The organism is Rhodopirellula europaea 6C (genome assembly GCF_000338295.1).
GTDB classification, from domain to species: Bacteria; Planctomycetota; Planctomycetia; order Pirellulales; family Pirellulaceae; genus Rhodopirellula; species Rhodopirellula europaea.
This window is the reverse complement of sequence record NZ_ANMO01000091.1, coordinates 1-16,193: the sequence shown is the minus strand read 5'-3', so window position 1 is coordinate 16,193 and position 16,193 is coordinate 1. Positions and strand designations below refer to the sequence as shown.

Here is a 16,193-nt window from a genome sequence, read left to right as displayed (position 1 = left end):
TTCGCGGTTTAGGCCGTGACGAGTTGGTCTGATTTTTTGGCCGGGATTTCGACGGCAACCGATTCCAGTCCCACCAGGTTACGCAGACGCGTGACCATGGGAGGAGAAAGCTTTCGCCCCGATGCTATCAGGAGCAGTCCGTTTGGCATTCGAACGTCTTCCGCAACGGTCATTCCCGTCAAAAGTTCGGACGTTGCGATGCTTTCGATCGTGGATTGCGGTTGCGCATCGTTGGATTGACGAACACATTCGGTCAATTGATTGTCCAAGTCCGGGAACCGATCTTCGATTTCCGAAAAAGCGATGTCGCCTGCTTCTCCGCGTCGTTGCAGAAGGCTTTGGTAGTAGCTCAATAGAATCACCTGCGCGATCTTGTCATCATCGCTGGTGCATTTCGCATTGGTGACCTCCGTGGTTCCCATTCGGTCGAGCAGCTCAGCGATTGGTTCGAGCCTTGGGATCTGCTTGATCAATTGGCTCGAGATGCTGAACACCTCTTTCACAATGCTGCGATGTTCATCAGAAGTGATCGCAGCCGTTGCGAGCGTTTCTCGTTGATCCAAATTTAGTAACGGGATTCCGGCGACCATCAATCGAGCGGTCAGCGGAATTCGCCAGTCGGATGCAATCTTGGATTCGGCCAGCAAAGCTTCGGTCGATTTGAGAATGTCGTCGGTATTCACCAAAGGGTCATCGACGTATTCGATGATCTCGACCAAAACACTGATCGCACCGGCGAACGTTTTCTTTAGCAATTCCTCTTTGCTAGTCACCAAGTCATATTGTTTGATTCCGGCGTTGATGGCGGCTTTGATGTCGCTCATCTGGCAAGGCTTGTTCAAGAACCGGAAGACTTGACCTTCGTTGACGGCTTCCATCGCAGTGGTTAAATCTTGGTTCCCGGTCAGCATCATATAAACGCTGTTCGGCGAGATCAGCCGTGCTTTTTGGATGACCTCAGTTCCTTCCATTCCCGGCATCCGCATGTCGACCATGATGACTGAGAACGGTTCGGATTTTTTGATGCACGCCAGGGCTTCTGGGCCCGATTCGCAGGTTGTGACCTCGAAGTCAAAGGACAGGTTGCGTTTCAGCGTGTTTAGAAGGCTGTAGTCATCGTCGACTAACAAGATGCGTTCGTTCATGTGACGCCCCAGGTAGGCATTTCTATCGGTGATGGGAAAAGGTTTAGGTCAAAATCGGAACGCGAGACGTGTCCGATTGGTTTGCGTCAGATTCATCAACCACCGGCTGATGAGTGTTCATGGGCAAATTAACGATGAAACAGCTTCCGACGTTTGGTTCAGATTCAACCAGGACGGTTCCATTGTGTTTGGACGACACGATGTTGTAGGTCAGCGAGAGCCCCATCCCGGTGCCCTTGCCCACGTCTTTGGTCGTGAAGAATTGGTTGAAGACTTTGGAACGAACGTCTTCGGACATGCCAGTTCCGTTGTCCCGGACGCGAATCTCGACGGTTTCTCCATTTTGAATGGTCGAGATCGTGATCTTGCCCTCCATTTCGGGTTCGCTTTCTTTTCGTTCCGCGATCGCATCAGCCGCATTGACGATCAGGTTGATAAATACTTGGCTGAGCTCAGCTCCGTAGGCCGGAATCTGCGGTAGATCTGGTGAAAGATCGAGTTCTAATTCCGACACATACTTGTAGCGGTTTCGACTGATGATCGATGCTTGATGGATCAGCATGTTCAGATCAGTGTCGTTCATCTCTTGTTGACCTGGATGCGACATAGCCTTCATGGCTCGGACGATTTCGATCACTCGCATCACGGCTTGCGAAGCTTCTTCCACTGCGCCGGGGGTTTGTTCTCGCAGTACGCTGTATTTGTGCTTTTTGGCTAACGCGTCAAGTTGCGAATGAGCGTTCTCTGTAGTGAAGGAGGGGCTGTTGAGCAGTTCGAACAATCCATCGGTGAATTGAAAGATCCGCTCGTAGCTCATTGTGAGGTATTCGACGTTTCCGCTTACACATTGCATGGGAGTGTTGATTTCGTGGGCAATTCCAGCAGCCAGTTGGCCCATCGATTCAAGCTTTTGAGCTTGAGCCAATTGACGTTCCATTGCCTGAGAATCGCTAAGGTCCGTGCAGAACGCGACAAACACCGGACGGGCTTCGAATATAGATCGATGAATGTCGACGTGGACGGGGAAGGTGGTTCCATCCTTTCGAACGTGAACGGTGTCAAACGCGCAACGTCCGCGGGGCGATGACATTGCGACACTGATCCGTTGGCGCAGATCTTGATTCGAGCAGTCTTGGATGAAGTCTTCTGGTGAAACTTTCGAGAGGTTGTCCTGATCCAATCCAAGGCTTCGGACAAATCCGGTATTCGCTTCCACCAAGTGATAAGTTTCTGAGTCGAAGATGTAGAGTTCGTTGGGAGACTCTTGAATCAAATTGGCCAAGGATTTGGCACGAGACTCTGCATTTTTCAAAGTCGTGATATCGAGGAAACTACCCAGCGTTCCGAAGCAATTTCCTTCGTGGTCATGAAGCGAAGTAGCGCCTGTTAAAACGGTCCGGCAGTCACCGGAAAAGTCGTGAAGCGTTTCTTCGATGTTGACCAGTTCCACGTTCTCGTCGGGTGAATCACAAAAACTGGAAAGACGATTGGTGGTTTGATCGTTTGGTGGGATGATGTCATTCATCCTTTTGCCGATGATGTCGTTGGGTGTTTTTAATCCAAAGAATTCGCTGAACATCTCGTTGCAGCCCATGAAGTTTCCGTCGTTGTCTCTCCAGAAAACGGCGGCCGGAATACGCTGCAGAACGGTGTCGAGAATACGACGCTGTTGCTCAATCTCGGAGGTTCGGTTTCGAACTCGTTGTTCCAATAGGTCGCGTTGCTGAGTGAGCGAAGACTGAAGTTTCGCCAGTTGCCACAACGAACGGCGGTTCTGCCGTACACCCAAAATGAGGAAGACGGTTTCAAAGATGATCCAAGCGGCGTGTTCTAGTGCGCGAAGTGGTTCCGGCGAAAGCACGCCAAAAACGGACTCGGGCCAATACAGACTGCGGATCAAATGGTCCAAAGACACGACCGAAACCGCGGGCAGAAATACCCAAGGGTCCTTGTAGAATGCCAGGAACGCAAGTGAACCAAAGATATGAAAATGCGATTCGATCCGGCCGCCCATCAGATGAATCAACAATGCTGAAAATTGCATCTGAGCCAACGCCATGATCATCCGTGTCATTCGTTGACCGGGGAAGTAGATCGCCAAGAATACAGGGAAGACAGTGAGCATGCCTCCACCGAGGATCGCGCTCCACACGTGGATGTGAACCAGGTTTTGGGAACCAATCCAGGTGTAGGGCGAAATCCAAAACGCGCACGCAACTGCGAATCCCCATTGCAATGCAAGAACCACAGCCAACGCGCGGTCCGCATTGATTTGTCGCGATTGCAAGTGCTCGGCGAAGAGATCGTCGGCACTCTGTAGCTGCGAGCTCGTTTCGATTTTGTTTTCTGACATGACAATCCGTCTCGGAAACTACAACCGACAGCCGAATACCGGCGTGGTCGAAAGAGGCGGGGTTTGGCCTTGAATCAACATGGATATGGATCGCACCCCGAGGTTGTCACCTTCATGGTTGCGGGAAACGGTGATTCCACCATGGAAGCGTGTTTTTCCATGGGGATCAAAGACGACGACGGCACCGGAAGTCTGCATCCCCAACTCGCGTGCGGCTTCGCCGGCTTCGTCCGCCTGGATGGTGGACCGATGGAATTCTGACAAACGGGATGTTATTCTTCCGTCGATCCAGTTCGGATCGGTTTCAGCGGGATGGTAGACCAAGAATCGACAATTCACGTTGTCGTCCACTTGGCTTAGCAATCGGTTCAGTTCGTTGAGTGATGCTGCCGTGCAGGAGCATTTCGGATGAACGGCCATCACCACTTCCCAATCAGTGGCAGCTGAGGATTGCAGTTCGCCCGAGGCTGGTCTCAAAGGTGACTGTGTCGGCGGTAGGCTGGATGGACCCGGCGTTGTGCCGTAGGCGATCAATGCGAAGAACAAACCCGCAAGAATGCAGGCCCATACGACAGCAACCCGATAAAGGACTGGCGGGATCTTTCGAGTCTTCGGATGGACCTCAAGCGGGTCCGCGATCTGGTGAGAACCAGGATCGGTGTGTCGATATAACATGTCACGTGCCCCGCGATCAATGTTGGAATAGTGGTGTTTGCACCTCGATTCCTCGAGGCTGTAAAACGCTACATCGGAATCAAGTCCCGGATCTAAAATATGAGGATTCCGAGAGGAGAAACGCGCAGCCTCCGTCGGGGGTGCGATGACCTTGACGATTGAGATGGATGTGAGGCTGAAGCGGGATCGGGGGGAGAGACGTGAACCGATGGAATTGTGCGAACCTGTTCAGCCTTCCGGTGCCCTGTTTTAATGCGGGGCTTGAATCCACCGAATTCCCATTCGAGGTTCAGCCGTTTCTCCGTCTTTTCTTTCAGGCTCGCTGCATTGAACCAGGTTTCCTCTGTCGAACTCATCATGGAACTCGCCAGAAGCTTGCATGCGTGCGGTTCGCCGGCGTATGAACTGGACCTGGAAATGGAGCAGGTCTCCGCTTCGCTCGGGCACGACGCGAGCTTTTTTTCGACACCCACGGCACTGTTTGTCACCTTTGGCGGTGGCGAAACGCGGCTGCTGAGGGTCTATCCCAGCGATACCAATCTGGGACGCTACGCAGCTTTGTTTGAATTGCAGCGTGCCATCCAAGACGAACAAATGGACGTATCCGAAGCTTGGCAACGGCTCACCGAGATCAACGAAATGAAGGACGGATACGGTCCGGCGATTCAGATCGCGTCTCACGGCGGAGTCGCCGCATGCATCAGCGTTCTTGTGGGCGGTGGCGGAATGGTGGTTCTTTCGGCCGGTGTGATTGGATTGATCGTTGGCATCTTTGTCGTTTGGCTGACTCACCTTCGGCACCAAGTTCATCTGATCAATGTGGTCGCGGGGTTCATTGCCAGTTCGATCGCTTGTGGGATTCAAGCGTTCATCGGGCCGGGCAACTTTGAGCTGACATCTTTGGCCGCGTTGATTTTGTTGGTTCCCGGATTGCATTTGACGATCAGCATCAACGAATTGGCGACACAAAATTTGGCATCCGGTTCGGCTCGCTTCGCTGGAGCGATGACCACATTGCTGACCATCGTTTTTGGTGTGTCGATGGGATACGGCTTGGTCAACGCGATTCGCCCCATCCCGGCATCGTTGCCGTTGGACTCGCCTGATCTGTTAGCGTCTGCGTTGGTGTTGTTACCGATTGGCTTGTGCGTCGCCGCGACGTTTCGCACTCGCTACCGTGACATCCCTTGGTTGTTGATGTCGACGTTGGTGGGCTATGGAGCGTTGCGTTTGGCGGGCACCACATTCGGTTCCTTCGCTTCCGTTGGAATTGCTTCCTTTGTGGCGAGTGTGACCAGCCACTTTGCTTCCAATCGCTTAGGCATACCGACCGCGGTGATGTTGCTTCCCGCGTTGTTGCTTTTGGTTCCCGGAAGTCTTGGATTCTCTGGTTTCTCTCAGATCATGGTCCAAGAAGACCTGCCCTCGGGCATTCGACTGACGGCAACGATGATGCTGACGGCCGTCTCAATTGTCGCGGGGTTGTTGCTGACGGATGTCGTGGTCTCACGTTCAAGCAAACAATCGTTTGAAACCGAAGCAAAAAATCCCAAGTCGTGAGACGTGTGCGATGACGAGGATCGGCGGCGTCAATCGGATGCCGGAATCCCGTCCTTCATGACTCGCTTCATCGCTCGCAGTGTTTCGTCGCTGACGTGGTGTTCGATTCCTTCACTGTCCTCCGTCGCGGTTGTCTCGCTGACACCAATTCGCAGCAAAAACGTCCGCACGACCTCGTGGCGATTGCGTGCTTTGGTTGCCATTCGCTTGCCCTTAGCTGTCAATGTGATGGGCTGATACGGCTCGGTCACCACCAATCCGTCGCGCTGCAGGCGGCTGATCGTGTTGCTGACCGTCGCGTGCGTCACGTCAAAGTGTCGAACCAAATCGACAGCTCGGCAGATCCCATTTTCCGAAATGGCTTCGGCGATGGCCTCGACATAATCTTCGGCCACTTCGCTGGCGTGGTCGGATCGAGTGCGATGATGCGATTGGGAAGGCAAATTGCGGCCCTTTGAAACCGTGCGAATGCGACAAGAAGGCGATCGAACATTCTAACAGCGGAATCCCGAGCAGAAACCCTCTTGCTTCGTCGCGGTGGAAAACGTAGCCTCTGCTAAATAAGTTAGTACGAGCTAACAAAGGGCCGGACGAGGAACACACCGTTTCTTGGGAAGAAGTCACGAGATGGCTGCTTCAAAACGGCTTGCCTTTTTTGCCTCGAAACTTAGCACGGGCTAAGTTGTTTCATTGGAGAACCCTGATGAGTTCGGATGTGTCGCGGGTGTCATCGGTCGGTGGCAGTGAAGTTTTGGAATGCGGGAAAGATCGACGATTTCGAACAGGAGCCGGGTTTACCCTGGTGGAGCTGCTGGTCGTGATCGCCATCATTGGCGTTCTGGTGGGACTGTTGTTGCCCGCGGTTCAGGCTGCTCGGGAGGCCGCTCGCAGGATGTCATGCAGCAACAATCTCCGACAGGTTGGTTTGGCCGCCCAGAACTATCACTCCGCCTACAAACGATTTCCCGCGGGCTACGTGTCGTTTCCCACCAGCACGGGAGTTGCTCCCGCATCTGTCGCAATGGATCCGGTCACTTGGGATGCGGGTCCCGGTTGGGGATGGGGAGCGGGATTGCTGCCATTCCTAGAAGCCACGGCGTTGAATGACCAGTTGCGAATGGAAGAGCCGATTTGGGCGATGTCTAATGAAGCGGCAATTGCAGCGAGGGTGCCGACGTATTTGTGCCCAAGTGCCGTCGGTGGAGATGCGGCATTTGATGTCAGGGATGAAGTCGGCAATGCGCTGCAATTCAATGGTCGAGGCGTCCGCCTGGGGCGCAGTCACTACGTCGCCAGTCACGGGCAAGAGAGTTGTTGGGGAGAGTGTGGATCCGCGGCAACAGGGATTGTCTTTACGAACATCTACAAGTCCGAGACCAAGCTCGTTCCGATCGACGGAGACGCCGGCCGAGTCGCAGACGGTCCGTTCTTTCGAAATTCAAAGACTCGTTTTCGCGATGTGTTGGATGGAACCAGCAACACGATCTTCTTTGGCGAGCACACGTCTTCGTTGAGTGACAAAACGTGGGTCGGCGTCGTTCCGGGGGCGTTCACTCATCCTCGTTATGATTCGCCCGAAAACGGACCGGACGCTGCGGCAACGCTGACGTTGGTTCATGCCGGGCCTTCCGGCGGCGAGTTGGACATCACCGGTTTTCCCATCATTCACCCGGTGAACTTCCCGACTTACCACGTCGGGCAAATGGTGTCCGATCATCCGGGCGGAGGCATGGTGGCATTTGGTGACGGATCAGTTCGCTTTGTCAGCGACTTCGTGGATCTGTTTCTATGGGCAGAAATGTCCAGTATGAACGAAAGCGAAGTGATCGATTGGGAGAAGCTGTGATGGCCAATTCCAAAACGAATCTCGACGGGAAGCGATCCGCATGGATCAAATGGGCTGGTTCGGCGATCGTCGTGCTCGGATTGTTGTTCTACTTTTATCCTCGCGACAAAGTCGAACTGGACGACCACGGATACGATGCTTCGGTGGCGCTCTATCGGATTTGCAACCAGAGAGACACCGAATCACTTCGCAACGTTGCCGAACAAATTGCCAAGTGGGAAAGCGAGGGATCGATCTCCGAGCGATCGACTGAGTCGCTCCAAAAAGTTGTCGACTTGGCCCATGCTGGCGATTGGACTCAGGCGGGACGCGAATGCCGGCGAATGATGGAGGATCAGGTCCAAAGGTGACCCACGCTGAGCGTCACATGCTGGCCTAATTCGATTTCAGTTGAAGAACCGCAATCACAGGCCGGTGATCAGAAGCCAATGGTTCGTCGATCACGTCCACCGTTTTGACGGTCCATTGAGATTCCGGAGAAGCGAATAGAAAGTCAATTTCACGGTCCGGCTTTTCAGCGGAAAAGGTGTATGGATCGTCGGCTGGTTTGTCTGCTTCCACGAACCCATCTTGAAACAGTTTGACCGTGCGTGATTCGGGTGTGTCGTTGAAGTCGCCGAGCAAGATCGCGGGATTGGGAAGCGATTGAATGAACTCGCGAACCTTGGTCGCTTGTTCAAATCGGACCGTGTCATCGCGGATGTAATCGAAGTGCACGTTGACCAGCGTCAGTTTGTTGCCGTCGGGCAAAGTAACGTGAGCCGCCAAGGCGACGCGAGGTTCACGACCGCGGGCCAGTTCGACCGCTTCGGTTTTTTTAATCGGGTATCGCGAGAGAATGGCCATCCCGTATCGGCCTCCGTCGTAGTCCATGAACGGTGCAAAAGCAGCGTGCATGTCGAGGTGTTCACCGAGCCATTGGGCTTGATCGACATTGCCGCTTCGGTTGCAACGTTCATCGACTTCTTGCAAGCCAACAAAGTCCGGATGGAGTTTCGAAATCACATCCGCGGTTCTCGGAAGGTCCGTTGTTCCGTCGTTTCCGTAGCCACGTTTGATGTTGTAAGACAGCACACGATGCGACGAGTTTGATTCCTCTGCCGATGATTCGCCGTGCATCGCGATCGATATGGATATCGCGATGAGCGAACAAGTCATGATGCGAATGGCTTGCGTGAGAGAAATGCGATTGCAAGCAAAGCTCGATGTGGCGAAGCGGTGGCGAAGGAAAGTCATGGTGCGGGTCGTGTCGTGTGAAATGGAAGTCCGGGATAGCAGACGGAACGACATCAATCATAAGCGATGGGTGGATCCTTGCACGAGCTTGCCACGGCATCTGATTTTGTACGAAGGATGGTCGTTGAGCGTCCGTTTGATGGACTCGTAGCTGACCGATTTCCTACCGCACTCCTCGATCTTGGAGCAAGACGCGAGAGTCGAAAGAGGCATCATTCTGCGTGATAAACGACGAAACGATTCTTGCGCATGAACGACACGTGAAATGGAGCAGAAGAAATGACGCAGCGACGTGAACTGGAACACGACATGCAGACATCTTCGATTGCCTGAGCCCCCTTTATGCCCAGGACATTCCCACGAAACTTGCATGGAGATCCAAATGTTGAAATTGCGATTCACTGTTGCTGCCGCTGCCCTCACCGTGTTGACCGGTCTGCCCGTCGCCACTGCCCAGCAAAGAGCCAATGCCAATTTGATTCTGGATGGTCAGCTTCCGACTTCTCAGGATCAAACCGACTCGGGCCGCTACGAAGCACGACGAACGTCCACCGACAGTCGTCAGCAGCAGCCAACGGTCACGCAAGCGATTGTGCAGAAACTGCAAAAGGCCAACGAGAATGAGATCGAGTTGGCAAAAATGGCGATGCAGAAAACGGATCACAGCGAACTGAAGCAGTTGACGCAAACGATTGTCCGCGATCACGAAGCACTGAATCAAAAGCTGCAGCAATTCAGCAACCAGAACCAAGCGAATTCACAAGGCCAGCGGGTGCCCACCCAACTCTGCCAAATCGCGGACCAAGCCTGTGACAACGCGATGAAGATGACCAAGGACATGCTGACCAAGTACGAGGGTCAGGACTTTCAGATGGCTTTCCTCGGCCAGCAATGCGTGGCTCATACGATGATGTTGGCGGAACTGAAGGCGATCGAAAGCACCGGACCGCAGGAATTGCAGCCGATTGCTCAAGAGGCCATTTCGAAAGTCGAAAAGCATCTTGAGAAAGCCAAGCAACTGGCGAAAAAACTGGAGGACGATGAAAAGCAACGGTCATAGTTGTTTTGATATAAAGATTGTCTTTTGATGACACGTTCTCATCAACGCCGAATGAAATCGCGGCGTTGGTGAGAAGTTCGTCTTGCCAGAGGACTCGGTGAGCGTGCTGGGTTGAGCGCTCAGCCGAGTTTGCCGCCGTTTGGCATCGCTTTGTCTGGGACCGCGAGAATCACCGATCCATCGTCACGGTACAGACCCGTGAGCAGAAACTCAGACATGATCGGTCCGATCTGCTTGGGCGGGAAATTGACCACGCCGAGGATCTGACGACCGATCAATTCTTCTTTCGTGTAGTGCACCGTGATTTGCGCACTGGTTCGCTTCAGGCCCAGTTCTTCGCCGAAGTCGACTGTGATTTTGTACGCGGGCTTGCGGGCTTCTGGAAAATCCTCCACGAGCGTGATCGTACCAACTCGCACGTCAACGTTTTCGAATTCTTGCCAAGTGATGAGCGACATGGATAGTTCGTTGGAATGGTTTTGTCGAGAGTCGCCATCGGAATGTTGCTCTGGTCCGATGGTGGTTGAGCGTTGGCAAAATAAGTTATCTGAATGACGTGGTATCTCAAGGTTCCTTGACTCCCACCCGCTAGGATTATGCCTGTTGAGGCGGGTTGTTTGACGGGCGAGATCCCATCGAATTGCGAGCTTATCGTTCCCGCCGCGTCCAACTTCGTAACGTCGTCAGGCCAATCATGAATCGCGTTCTCTTCGCTTCGACATCATTCTTTCGGTCGGTCTGCCAGATCCATTTCAAAGCGGCACTGTGGATGGCTTTCGTGATCGTGGCGTTGGGGCTGCCTGGATGGTCCATTGCGGACGATCGTCCGAACATTGTGGTGATCATGGTGGATGACATGGGATTCTCGGACATCGGTCTGTATGGCAGTGAGATCCCCACGCCGCACTTGGATGCGTTGGCTGCAAATGGTGCCAAGTTCTCTCAGTTCTACAACACTGGGCGTTGTTGTCCGACGCGAGCCGCTTTGCTCACTGGGCTGTACTCTCACCAAACCGGAATTGGTTGGATGACAACGGACCAAAAGCTCGAGGGCTATCGAGGTCGGCTCAATGATCAATGCGTTACGATTGGCGAAGTTCTTGGGCAAGCCGGCTACTTCACCGCGATGACGGGAAAGTGGCATGTTGGTTTCAAGCAGGGTGTGACTCCTTGGGGGAGAGGCTTTGATCGGAGTTTGAACTTGCCTGCCGGTGGATTGCACTTTTCCAATCAAACCGGATCCAAGGGAGGAGCCAAGCTCTTTCTCAATGGGCAAGAGGTTGCCAAGGATGATCCGCAATTCGATCCACCGTGGTACGGATCCGACCTGTGGACAGAGCAAGGAATCGAGTTCATTGACGAAGCGATCGCGGAAGACAAACCGTTTTTCTGGTACCTCGCCCATGTCGCTCCCCATTTCCCTTGCATGGCACCGGAAGCAACGATCGCGAAGTATCGCGGCAAGTACATGCATGGTTGGGACAAATTGCGAGAGGAGCGATACGCTCGTCAGATTGAATCCGGGTTGGTTGACGCGAGCTGGAGCTTGGAACCTCGGCCGGAACAAATTCCCGCGTGGGATTCATTATCGCAAGAAGAGAAAGAACGCTACGACGACATGATGGCGATCTATGCGGCGATGATCGAAGAGATCGACAGGAACATTGGGAAGTTGGTGGCTGCTTTGGACAGTCGCGGAAAACTGGACAACACGTTGATTTTGTTTTTGTCGGACAATGGCGGCAACGCGGAGGGTGGCGTCAGCGGCCGGTACGAGGGCGACTCACCAGGAGACCGGCATTCGAATGTCTTCATCGGCCGGTGCTGGGCTCATTTGAACAACACGCCTTTTCGAAAGTACAAGCACTACAACCACGAAGGTGGTATCGCGACGCCGTTGATTGCGCATTGGCCAGCCAAAATTCAGCCTGCAACTGACCAGAAGACTTGGATCAAAACGCCCACCCATGTCATTGATCTGATGGCGACGTGTGTTGATTTGGCGAAGGCGGAGTATCCGACACGTTTCAATGGAAACGAAATTCACCCGCTCGAAGGTCAAAGTCTTCAGCCTTTGCTGACGGGCACGGGCGAATTCGCGGAGCGAGCGTTGTACTGGGAGCACGAAGGAAATGCCGCAGTCCGAGCCGGCAACCGCAAGTTGGTTCGGCAAGGCGCGCGAGGAGAATGGGAGTTGTTCGATCTAGGTACTGATCGAACCGAGCAAGCCAACCTTGCCACTGCAAACCCTGACGAAGTTTCTGACCTGCAAAAGCAATGGCGGCAATGGGCGAAGAGTCACCAAGTGCTCCCGAAGCCGACGAAGAAGAAAAAATAGTGGTGTGTTCAAGCTTGTATTGAAGGTAGCGAAACTCGTCAAGAGTTTCGACTTCGCTGGCATGCGTAGGTTTGTCTAGTCATAACCACTGTCGCCAGTCGGTGGACCGCGCGAGAACCGAAGAACAAGTCCTTCGGATTTTCCCGCTACATCAGTCAGTGGACTGACCCACTCGTTTTTCTGAGCGAGGGAAGGCCCTCATCCATTCAAGATCGATCATCAGCCATTGACCGGAAACGGAAAAGAAAGACAAGGTACCTGATTCGCCTTTGGGCCCAGATGATCAATGCTCCCAGCAGGATCGCATTCCATTGAAGGAAGCAAATTGCAACGCTTGGCCAACTGAGCGAGTGATAGGTCTCAAAATCCAATACGGTGATATCGATGTCATTGACCGGTACGAGAACTGGCTCGGATGCAACCAGAACGGTTTGCGTTGTGATATCCGCGTAGTGTTTTCTTATTCGTGACATCGAGGTGCGGGAAGAAAGGAGAGAGCTGGCTTGTACTTTCACAGGCTTGTCCAAAATGGTCCCGACCACGATGGCTTCTCGTATTCTTCCCTTCGGGCCTTGTCTGGTCTTCTCTTCAATAGACGAGATCGTGAGTACTCGCTTCACGTAGAGGTCCTTGTTGGCTGCGTAGGCGATTTGCCGAATCCAACTTGGGAATCCCCAGAATGAAATGGCGACTCCAAGAGCAACCAGAAATGGAAGGTACCTCCAGAACTTTTGCCTGAACATTTGATTGTCAATTGTCACCATTCATTCCATTATCAATGCAGTGTGTCTCACACCGTTCGTTTTCGGATGCCGATTCCGGGGAGGTTGTTGAGGGTCAGTTTGCCGTCGATGACTTGGACTCCTACGTAGAGATCGTTGCTGATCAGGAGGTTGCCATCGAGGTCGGCCCAGTCGACGAGCGGCGATAGCTGGGCGGCCGCGGAGACGGCGCAGGAGGTTTCGGTCATGCATCCCATCATCACCTTCATGCCCAATGCTCGGGCCACGGTGATCATCTTTTGAGCTTCTCTCAGTCCGGTGCTCTTCATCAGTTTAATGTTGATCCCGGAGTAGACGCCTTGGAAGTCGGCTACGTCGCCGAGGCGTTGAAACGCTTCGTCGGCGATGATCGGAAGAGGGCTTTTGGAGGTCAGCCAAGCCAAGTCATCGACCGCTGTTTTGGGCAGTGGTTGTTCTACAAATTCGACGCGCTGTTCGGCCAACCAGTGCGTCATGTCCAACGCCTGGTGCTTGTCGGTCCAGCCTTGATTGACGTCGACATAGATCGGCACGTCGGTCACCGACCGAACGGTCTCGATCATTTCACGATCGTTGCCTCCACCCAGTTTGACTTTCAGGACTTTGAAGCGAGACGCCTCCTCAGTCTTCATCTTCACCACTTCGGGTGTGTCGATGCCAATCGTGAACGAGGTGACTGGCGTGTTTGCAGGGTTGATTCCCCACAGTCGGTGAAGTGGTTGGCCGATCAGTTTTCCCGTCAGATCGTGCAGTGCAATGTCGACGCAGGCTTTGGCGGCACGGTTACCTTCGTCGATCGAGTCGACGTAGGCGAGGATCTCATCGAGCAGAAACGGATCGTCAAACTGCTCCAGTTTGACCTTGCTTAGAAACTGCATCACTGACTGTTGCGACTCGCCCAAGTAAGGCGGCAGGGAGGCTTCTCCGTAACCCGTGAGCCCTTCGTGCTGAATCTCAGTCAAGACGACTGGCGTGGTATCGCGTGAGTTTCCGGCGACGGTGAAAGTGTGTTTGAGTTGCAGTTCGTACGGACGGAAGCTCAGCTTCATTTTTCCGTTTCGAATCAGATCGGTCGTTGAGTTGGGGACCCGGGCGGCTTCTTGTGCCGTGCCGATGGTTGTTGGCAGTGCGGTCGCCAAAGCACCTGCTCCCAAGCCTTGGAGAAGGATTCTTCTTCCTCGATTCATTCCGTGCTCCTGATGATTGCGTTGTAAAAGTCGTTCTCGGGGATGGGACGGAAGCCATTCGGATCTTCGCCAATGATCCTGACTGCTCTGACGAAGATCGCGGGATAGCTGTCGATGAAGTTGGGTTGGCTGCTGTCCATGCTGTTGATGCTCACCCGCTCTCGGTAGCCCGCCGAATGGATGAATTCATCATTCCCGATGTACATTGCGACGTGAGTGACACGCTCCTTCGATTCGGACGTTGCTTTTCTGCCGAAGAACAGAAGGTCACCCGGTTCCAAGTCGTCGGAAACAAACTCCGTTGTCACTTCTCGGCCAATTTGGGACTGCATGTTGGAATCTCTGGGCAGTTGGATTCCGTTCATGAAGTACACGTTGCAAATCAGTCCACTGCAATCGATGTTCTTGGACGACATGCCTCCCCACAGGTATGGAATGCCATGGAACTTGCGAGCGGTTTCAACAAGGTTGTTTTGCAGGGCTTTCTGGAAGAAGACCGCGTCGGCCGGGCAGAGTTTGCCGCTATCGACCCAGCCAATTCGTCCATCGGGGTATTGAATCTGAGTGTAGCCGGACTGTTCGGAGACTTTGCAGACCATGTTCCCGATCACCAGATCCGACATCGGCATCGACGTCACGTCTGGAGAACTGTAGGCCAGCCCTGATTGGGCCGTGAAGATGACTTTTTCTGCGTCCCGGTAAGATTTGAGTTGCTCTTGATCGACACGATGGACTTCAGCTGAATTGACCCAACCGATGTATCCGTCAGGAACTTGGATAAGACACTTTCCACGCTCGGTTTTGAGAACGCGGATTGGAGTTCCAAGAAGAGCTTGGGTGACCAGCTCGGTTTTGCTGCTGGGTTCTCTGCGCAGGTGGATGACGGAATTGTTCACCAACGCATTGACCAGCGTTCCTGTTCCGTCTTCCGGGAGGAGGACGAGTTGGTTGTCCACCTCCGGGTGCTGCTCGAAGGCTTGCTTCGCAGCGGCATATGTTTCTTCGCTGGAGAGACTCCCGTGAACACGCCAGCCGGATTCACCTTTCTCGACGTGAACATCCCACCACTGAATTCGCTGATCGGGTGCATGCGTCACGCGGAGGGATTCCACGAGCTCATTCAATTTGGAATGCGTGGGCGTTTGCAGGACGGCAAAGGCAAGCAAGAGCGATGGAATCAGGATCATCGAGGTTTTTCCGCGAGCTGAGTGACGCTGTTCTTCACGTCGTATTGGATTGCACTTCCAACGTGTGGATTCGCAAGACAGAGGTCGACCGACCGATTGTAAGCGAAAGGAGGTGATTCCGACGGGCAGCAAGGGACGCGATTATTCGCTCAGCCTGGCTCAAGGGCATGGCTGCGGCCCAGTGTCGCGTGGAGCGGTTTTTGTGGTGGTTCGGCGCGGACGAGATGGAACGCAACGATAGATTGGAGAGAGTCAATCCAATTCGCCGTTTCTCTTTTCTCTCGCTGGCGACACCATGACCAAGATCTCCAAACGATCCCTCGATTTTCATTCTGGCGATGAAGTCATCGCCGAGATCAAGCGATTGCAGGAGGGAGGCTATGTTCAGAACAAGAATTGGAATCTGACACAGATCTGCGAGCACCTCGATGTCATCATGACCGGTGGCATGGAAGGGTTTGGGTTTCGGTTGCCGCGAATTCTTCGCGCGACGGTGATGAAGTGGATGATCGCTCGGATGTTGCGACAGCGAAAAATGTCGAGTGCGCCAACATTGGATCGATTGAAACCAAAGTCACCGGATGGACCCGACGATCCCGGTGTCATCGATCACTGCATCGAGACGATTCATCGGGCAAAAGCCTTTGACGGGTCCATGAAAGACTATCCGTTCATCGACGACATGACGCCAGAGATGTGGCGTCAGTTCATGTGGGTGCACGCGGCCCATCACCTTGGGTTTTTGGCACCCAAGGTTTCCGATTCATCACCGTGAGGTAAAAGGCCGCCTTCGTCGGCTAGCGTTTGGATGCAGGGACCCGAACTTGCCAGTTGGGATGGGGCAC

At 53.6% G+C, this 16,193-nt stretch carries 15 protein-coding genes; 6 read left to right on the top strand and 9 right to left on the bottom strand.

What is annotated here, in order from left to right; genetic code table 11:
* Positions 1-8: 8 nt before the first annotated feature.
* Genes RE6C_RS07760 through RE6C_RS07750 form a run of 3 tightly spaced genes read right to left on the bottom strand, consistent with a single transcriptional unit; the run spans position 9 to position 4,173 of the window.
* Positions 9-1,145: a response regulator gene (locus tag RE6C_RS07760; RefSeq protein WP_008655390.1), complete on the bottom strand. Its 1,137-nt coding sequence runs from the start codon at positions 1,143-1,145 to the stop codon at positions 9-11.
* Positions 1,146-1,188: 43 nt separating this feature from the next.
* Positions 1,189-3,498: a PAS domain-containing sensor histidine kinase gene (locus tag RE6C_RS07755; RefSeq protein WP_008655389.1), complete on the bottom strand. Its 2,310-nt coding sequence runs from the start codon at positions 3,496-3,498 to the stop codon at positions 1,189-1,191.
* 18 nt (positions 3,499-3,516) lie between these two features.
* Positions 3,517-4,173 (bottom strand): thioredoxin domain-containing protein, encoded by a 657-nt coding sequence (locus RE6C_RS07750; protein ID WP_008655387.1) that lies wholly within the window; start codon positions 4,171-4,173, stop codon positions 3,517-3,519.
* Between the two features lie 357 nt (positions 4,174-4,530).
* Here RE6C_RS07750 and RE6C_RS07745 point away from each other — a divergent pair, with 357 nt between their 5' ends.
* Positions 4,531-5,733, top strand: coding sequence for a threonine/serine exporter family protein (locus RE6C_RS07745; protein WP_008655386.1), 1,203 nt, complete (start codon positions 4,531-4,533; stop codon positions 5,731-5,733).
* A 29-nt stretch (positions 5,734-5,762) separates the two neighbouring features.
* On the opposite strand, the gene mntR is transcribed toward RE6C_RS07745, so the two are convergent.
* Positions 5,763-6,176, bottom strand: a complete 414-nt coding sequence (mntR, locus tag RE6C_RS07740) for a manganese-binding transcriptional regulator MntR (RefSeq protein WP_008655383.1) — start codon at positions 6,174-6,176, stop codon at positions 5,763-5,765.
* A gap of 260 nt (positions 6,177-6,436) precedes the next feature.
* Between mntR and RE6C_RS07735 the strand changes: the two genes are divergently transcribed.
* Both RE6C_RS07735 and RE6C_RS07730 read left to right on the top strand, forming a co-directional pair.
* The gene (locus RE6C_RS07735) at positions 6,437-7,579 is read left to right on the top strand and encodes a DUF1559 domain-containing protein (RefSeq protein ID WP_008655382.1); all 1,143 of its coding nucleotides are present in this window, start codon (positions 6,437-6,439) and stop codon (positions 7,577-7,579) included.
* On the top strand, positions 7,579-7,929 hold the full coding sequence (locus RE6C_RS07730; protein ID WP_008655381.1) for a hypothetical protein: 351 nt from the start codon (positions 7,579-7,581) through the stop codon (positions 7,927-7,929). Before RE6C_RS07735 ends, RE6C_RS07730 begins: the two co-directional genes overlap by 1 nt.
* A gap of 25 nt (positions 7,930-7,954) precedes the next feature.
* Here RE6C_RS07730 and RE6C_RS07725 read toward each other — a convergent pair whose 3' ends face one another.
* Positions 7,955-8,815, bottom strand: a complete 861-nt coding sequence (locus tag RE6C_RS07725) for an endonuclease/exonuclease/phosphatase family protein (protein WP_039961521.1) — start codon at positions 8,813-8,815, stop codon at positions 7,955-7,957.
* A gap of 382 nt (positions 8,816-9,197) precedes the next feature.
* Between RE6C_RS07725 and RE6C_RS07720 the strand changes: the two genes are divergently transcribed.
* Positions 9,198-9,875 carry a DUF4142 domain-containing protein gene (locus RE6C_RS07720; protein WP_039961528.1) on the top strand — a complete coding sequence of 226 codons (678 nt, stop codon included), beginning with the start codon at positions 9,198-9,200 and terminating at the stop codon, positions 9,873-9,875.
* Between the two features lie 119 nt (positions 9,876-9,994).
* Here RE6C_RS07720 and RE6C_RS07715 read toward each other — a convergent pair whose 3' ends face one another.
* Positions 9,995-10,333: a tRNA-binding protein gene (locus tag RE6C_RS07715; protein WP_008655376.1), complete on the bottom strand. Its 339-nt coding sequence runs from the start codon at positions 10,331-10,333 to the stop codon at positions 9,995-9,997.
* Between the two features lie 236 nt (positions 10,334-10,569).
* Here RE6C_RS07715 and RE6C_RS07710 point away from each other — a divergent pair, with 236 nt between their 5' ends.
* Positions 10,570-12,213 (top strand): arylsulfatase, encoded by a 1,644-nt coding sequence (locus tag RE6C_RS07710; protein WP_039961526.1) that lies wholly within the window; start codon positions 10,570-10,572, stop codon positions 12,211-12,213.
* A gap of 206 nt (positions 12,214-12,419) precedes the next feature.
* Here RE6C_RS07710 and RE6C_RS07705 read toward each other — a convergent pair whose 3' ends face one another.
* Genes RE6C_RS07705 through RE6C_RS07695 form a run of 3 tightly spaced genes read right to left on the bottom strand, consistent with a single transcriptional unit; the run spans position 12,420 to position 15,348 of the window.
* The gene (locus RE6C_RS07705; protein WP_039961520.1) at positions 12,420-12,977 is read right to left on the bottom strand and encodes a hypothetical protein; all 558 of its coding nucleotides are present in this window, start codon (positions 12,975-12,977) and stop codon (positions 12,420-12,422) included.
* A gap of 26 nt (positions 12,978-13,003) precedes the next feature.
* Positions 13,004-14,161: a dipeptide epimerase gene (locus tag RE6C_RS07700; RefSeq protein ID WP_008655373.1), complete on the bottom strand. Its 1,158-nt coding sequence runs from the start codon at positions 14,159-14,161 to the stop codon at positions 13,004-13,006.
* Positions 14,158-15,348, bottom strand: coding sequence for a C40 family peptidase (locus tag RE6C_RS07695; RefSeq protein ID WP_039961525.1), 1,191 nt, complete (start codon positions 15,346-15,348; stop codon positions 14,158-14,160). Before RE6C_RS07695 ends, RE6C_RS07700 begins: the two co-directional genes overlap by 4 nt.
* Positions 15,349-15,643: 295 nt before the next feature.
* Here RE6C_RS07695 and RE6C_RS07690 point away from each other — a divergent pair, with 295 nt between their 5' ends.
* Positions 15,644-16,123, top strand: a complete 480-nt coding sequence (locus tag RE6C_RS07690) for a DUF1569 domain-containing protein (RefSeq protein WP_008655370.1) — start codon at positions 15,644-15,646, stop codon at positions 16,121-16,123.
* Positions 16,124-16,193: the final 70 nt, after the last annotated feature.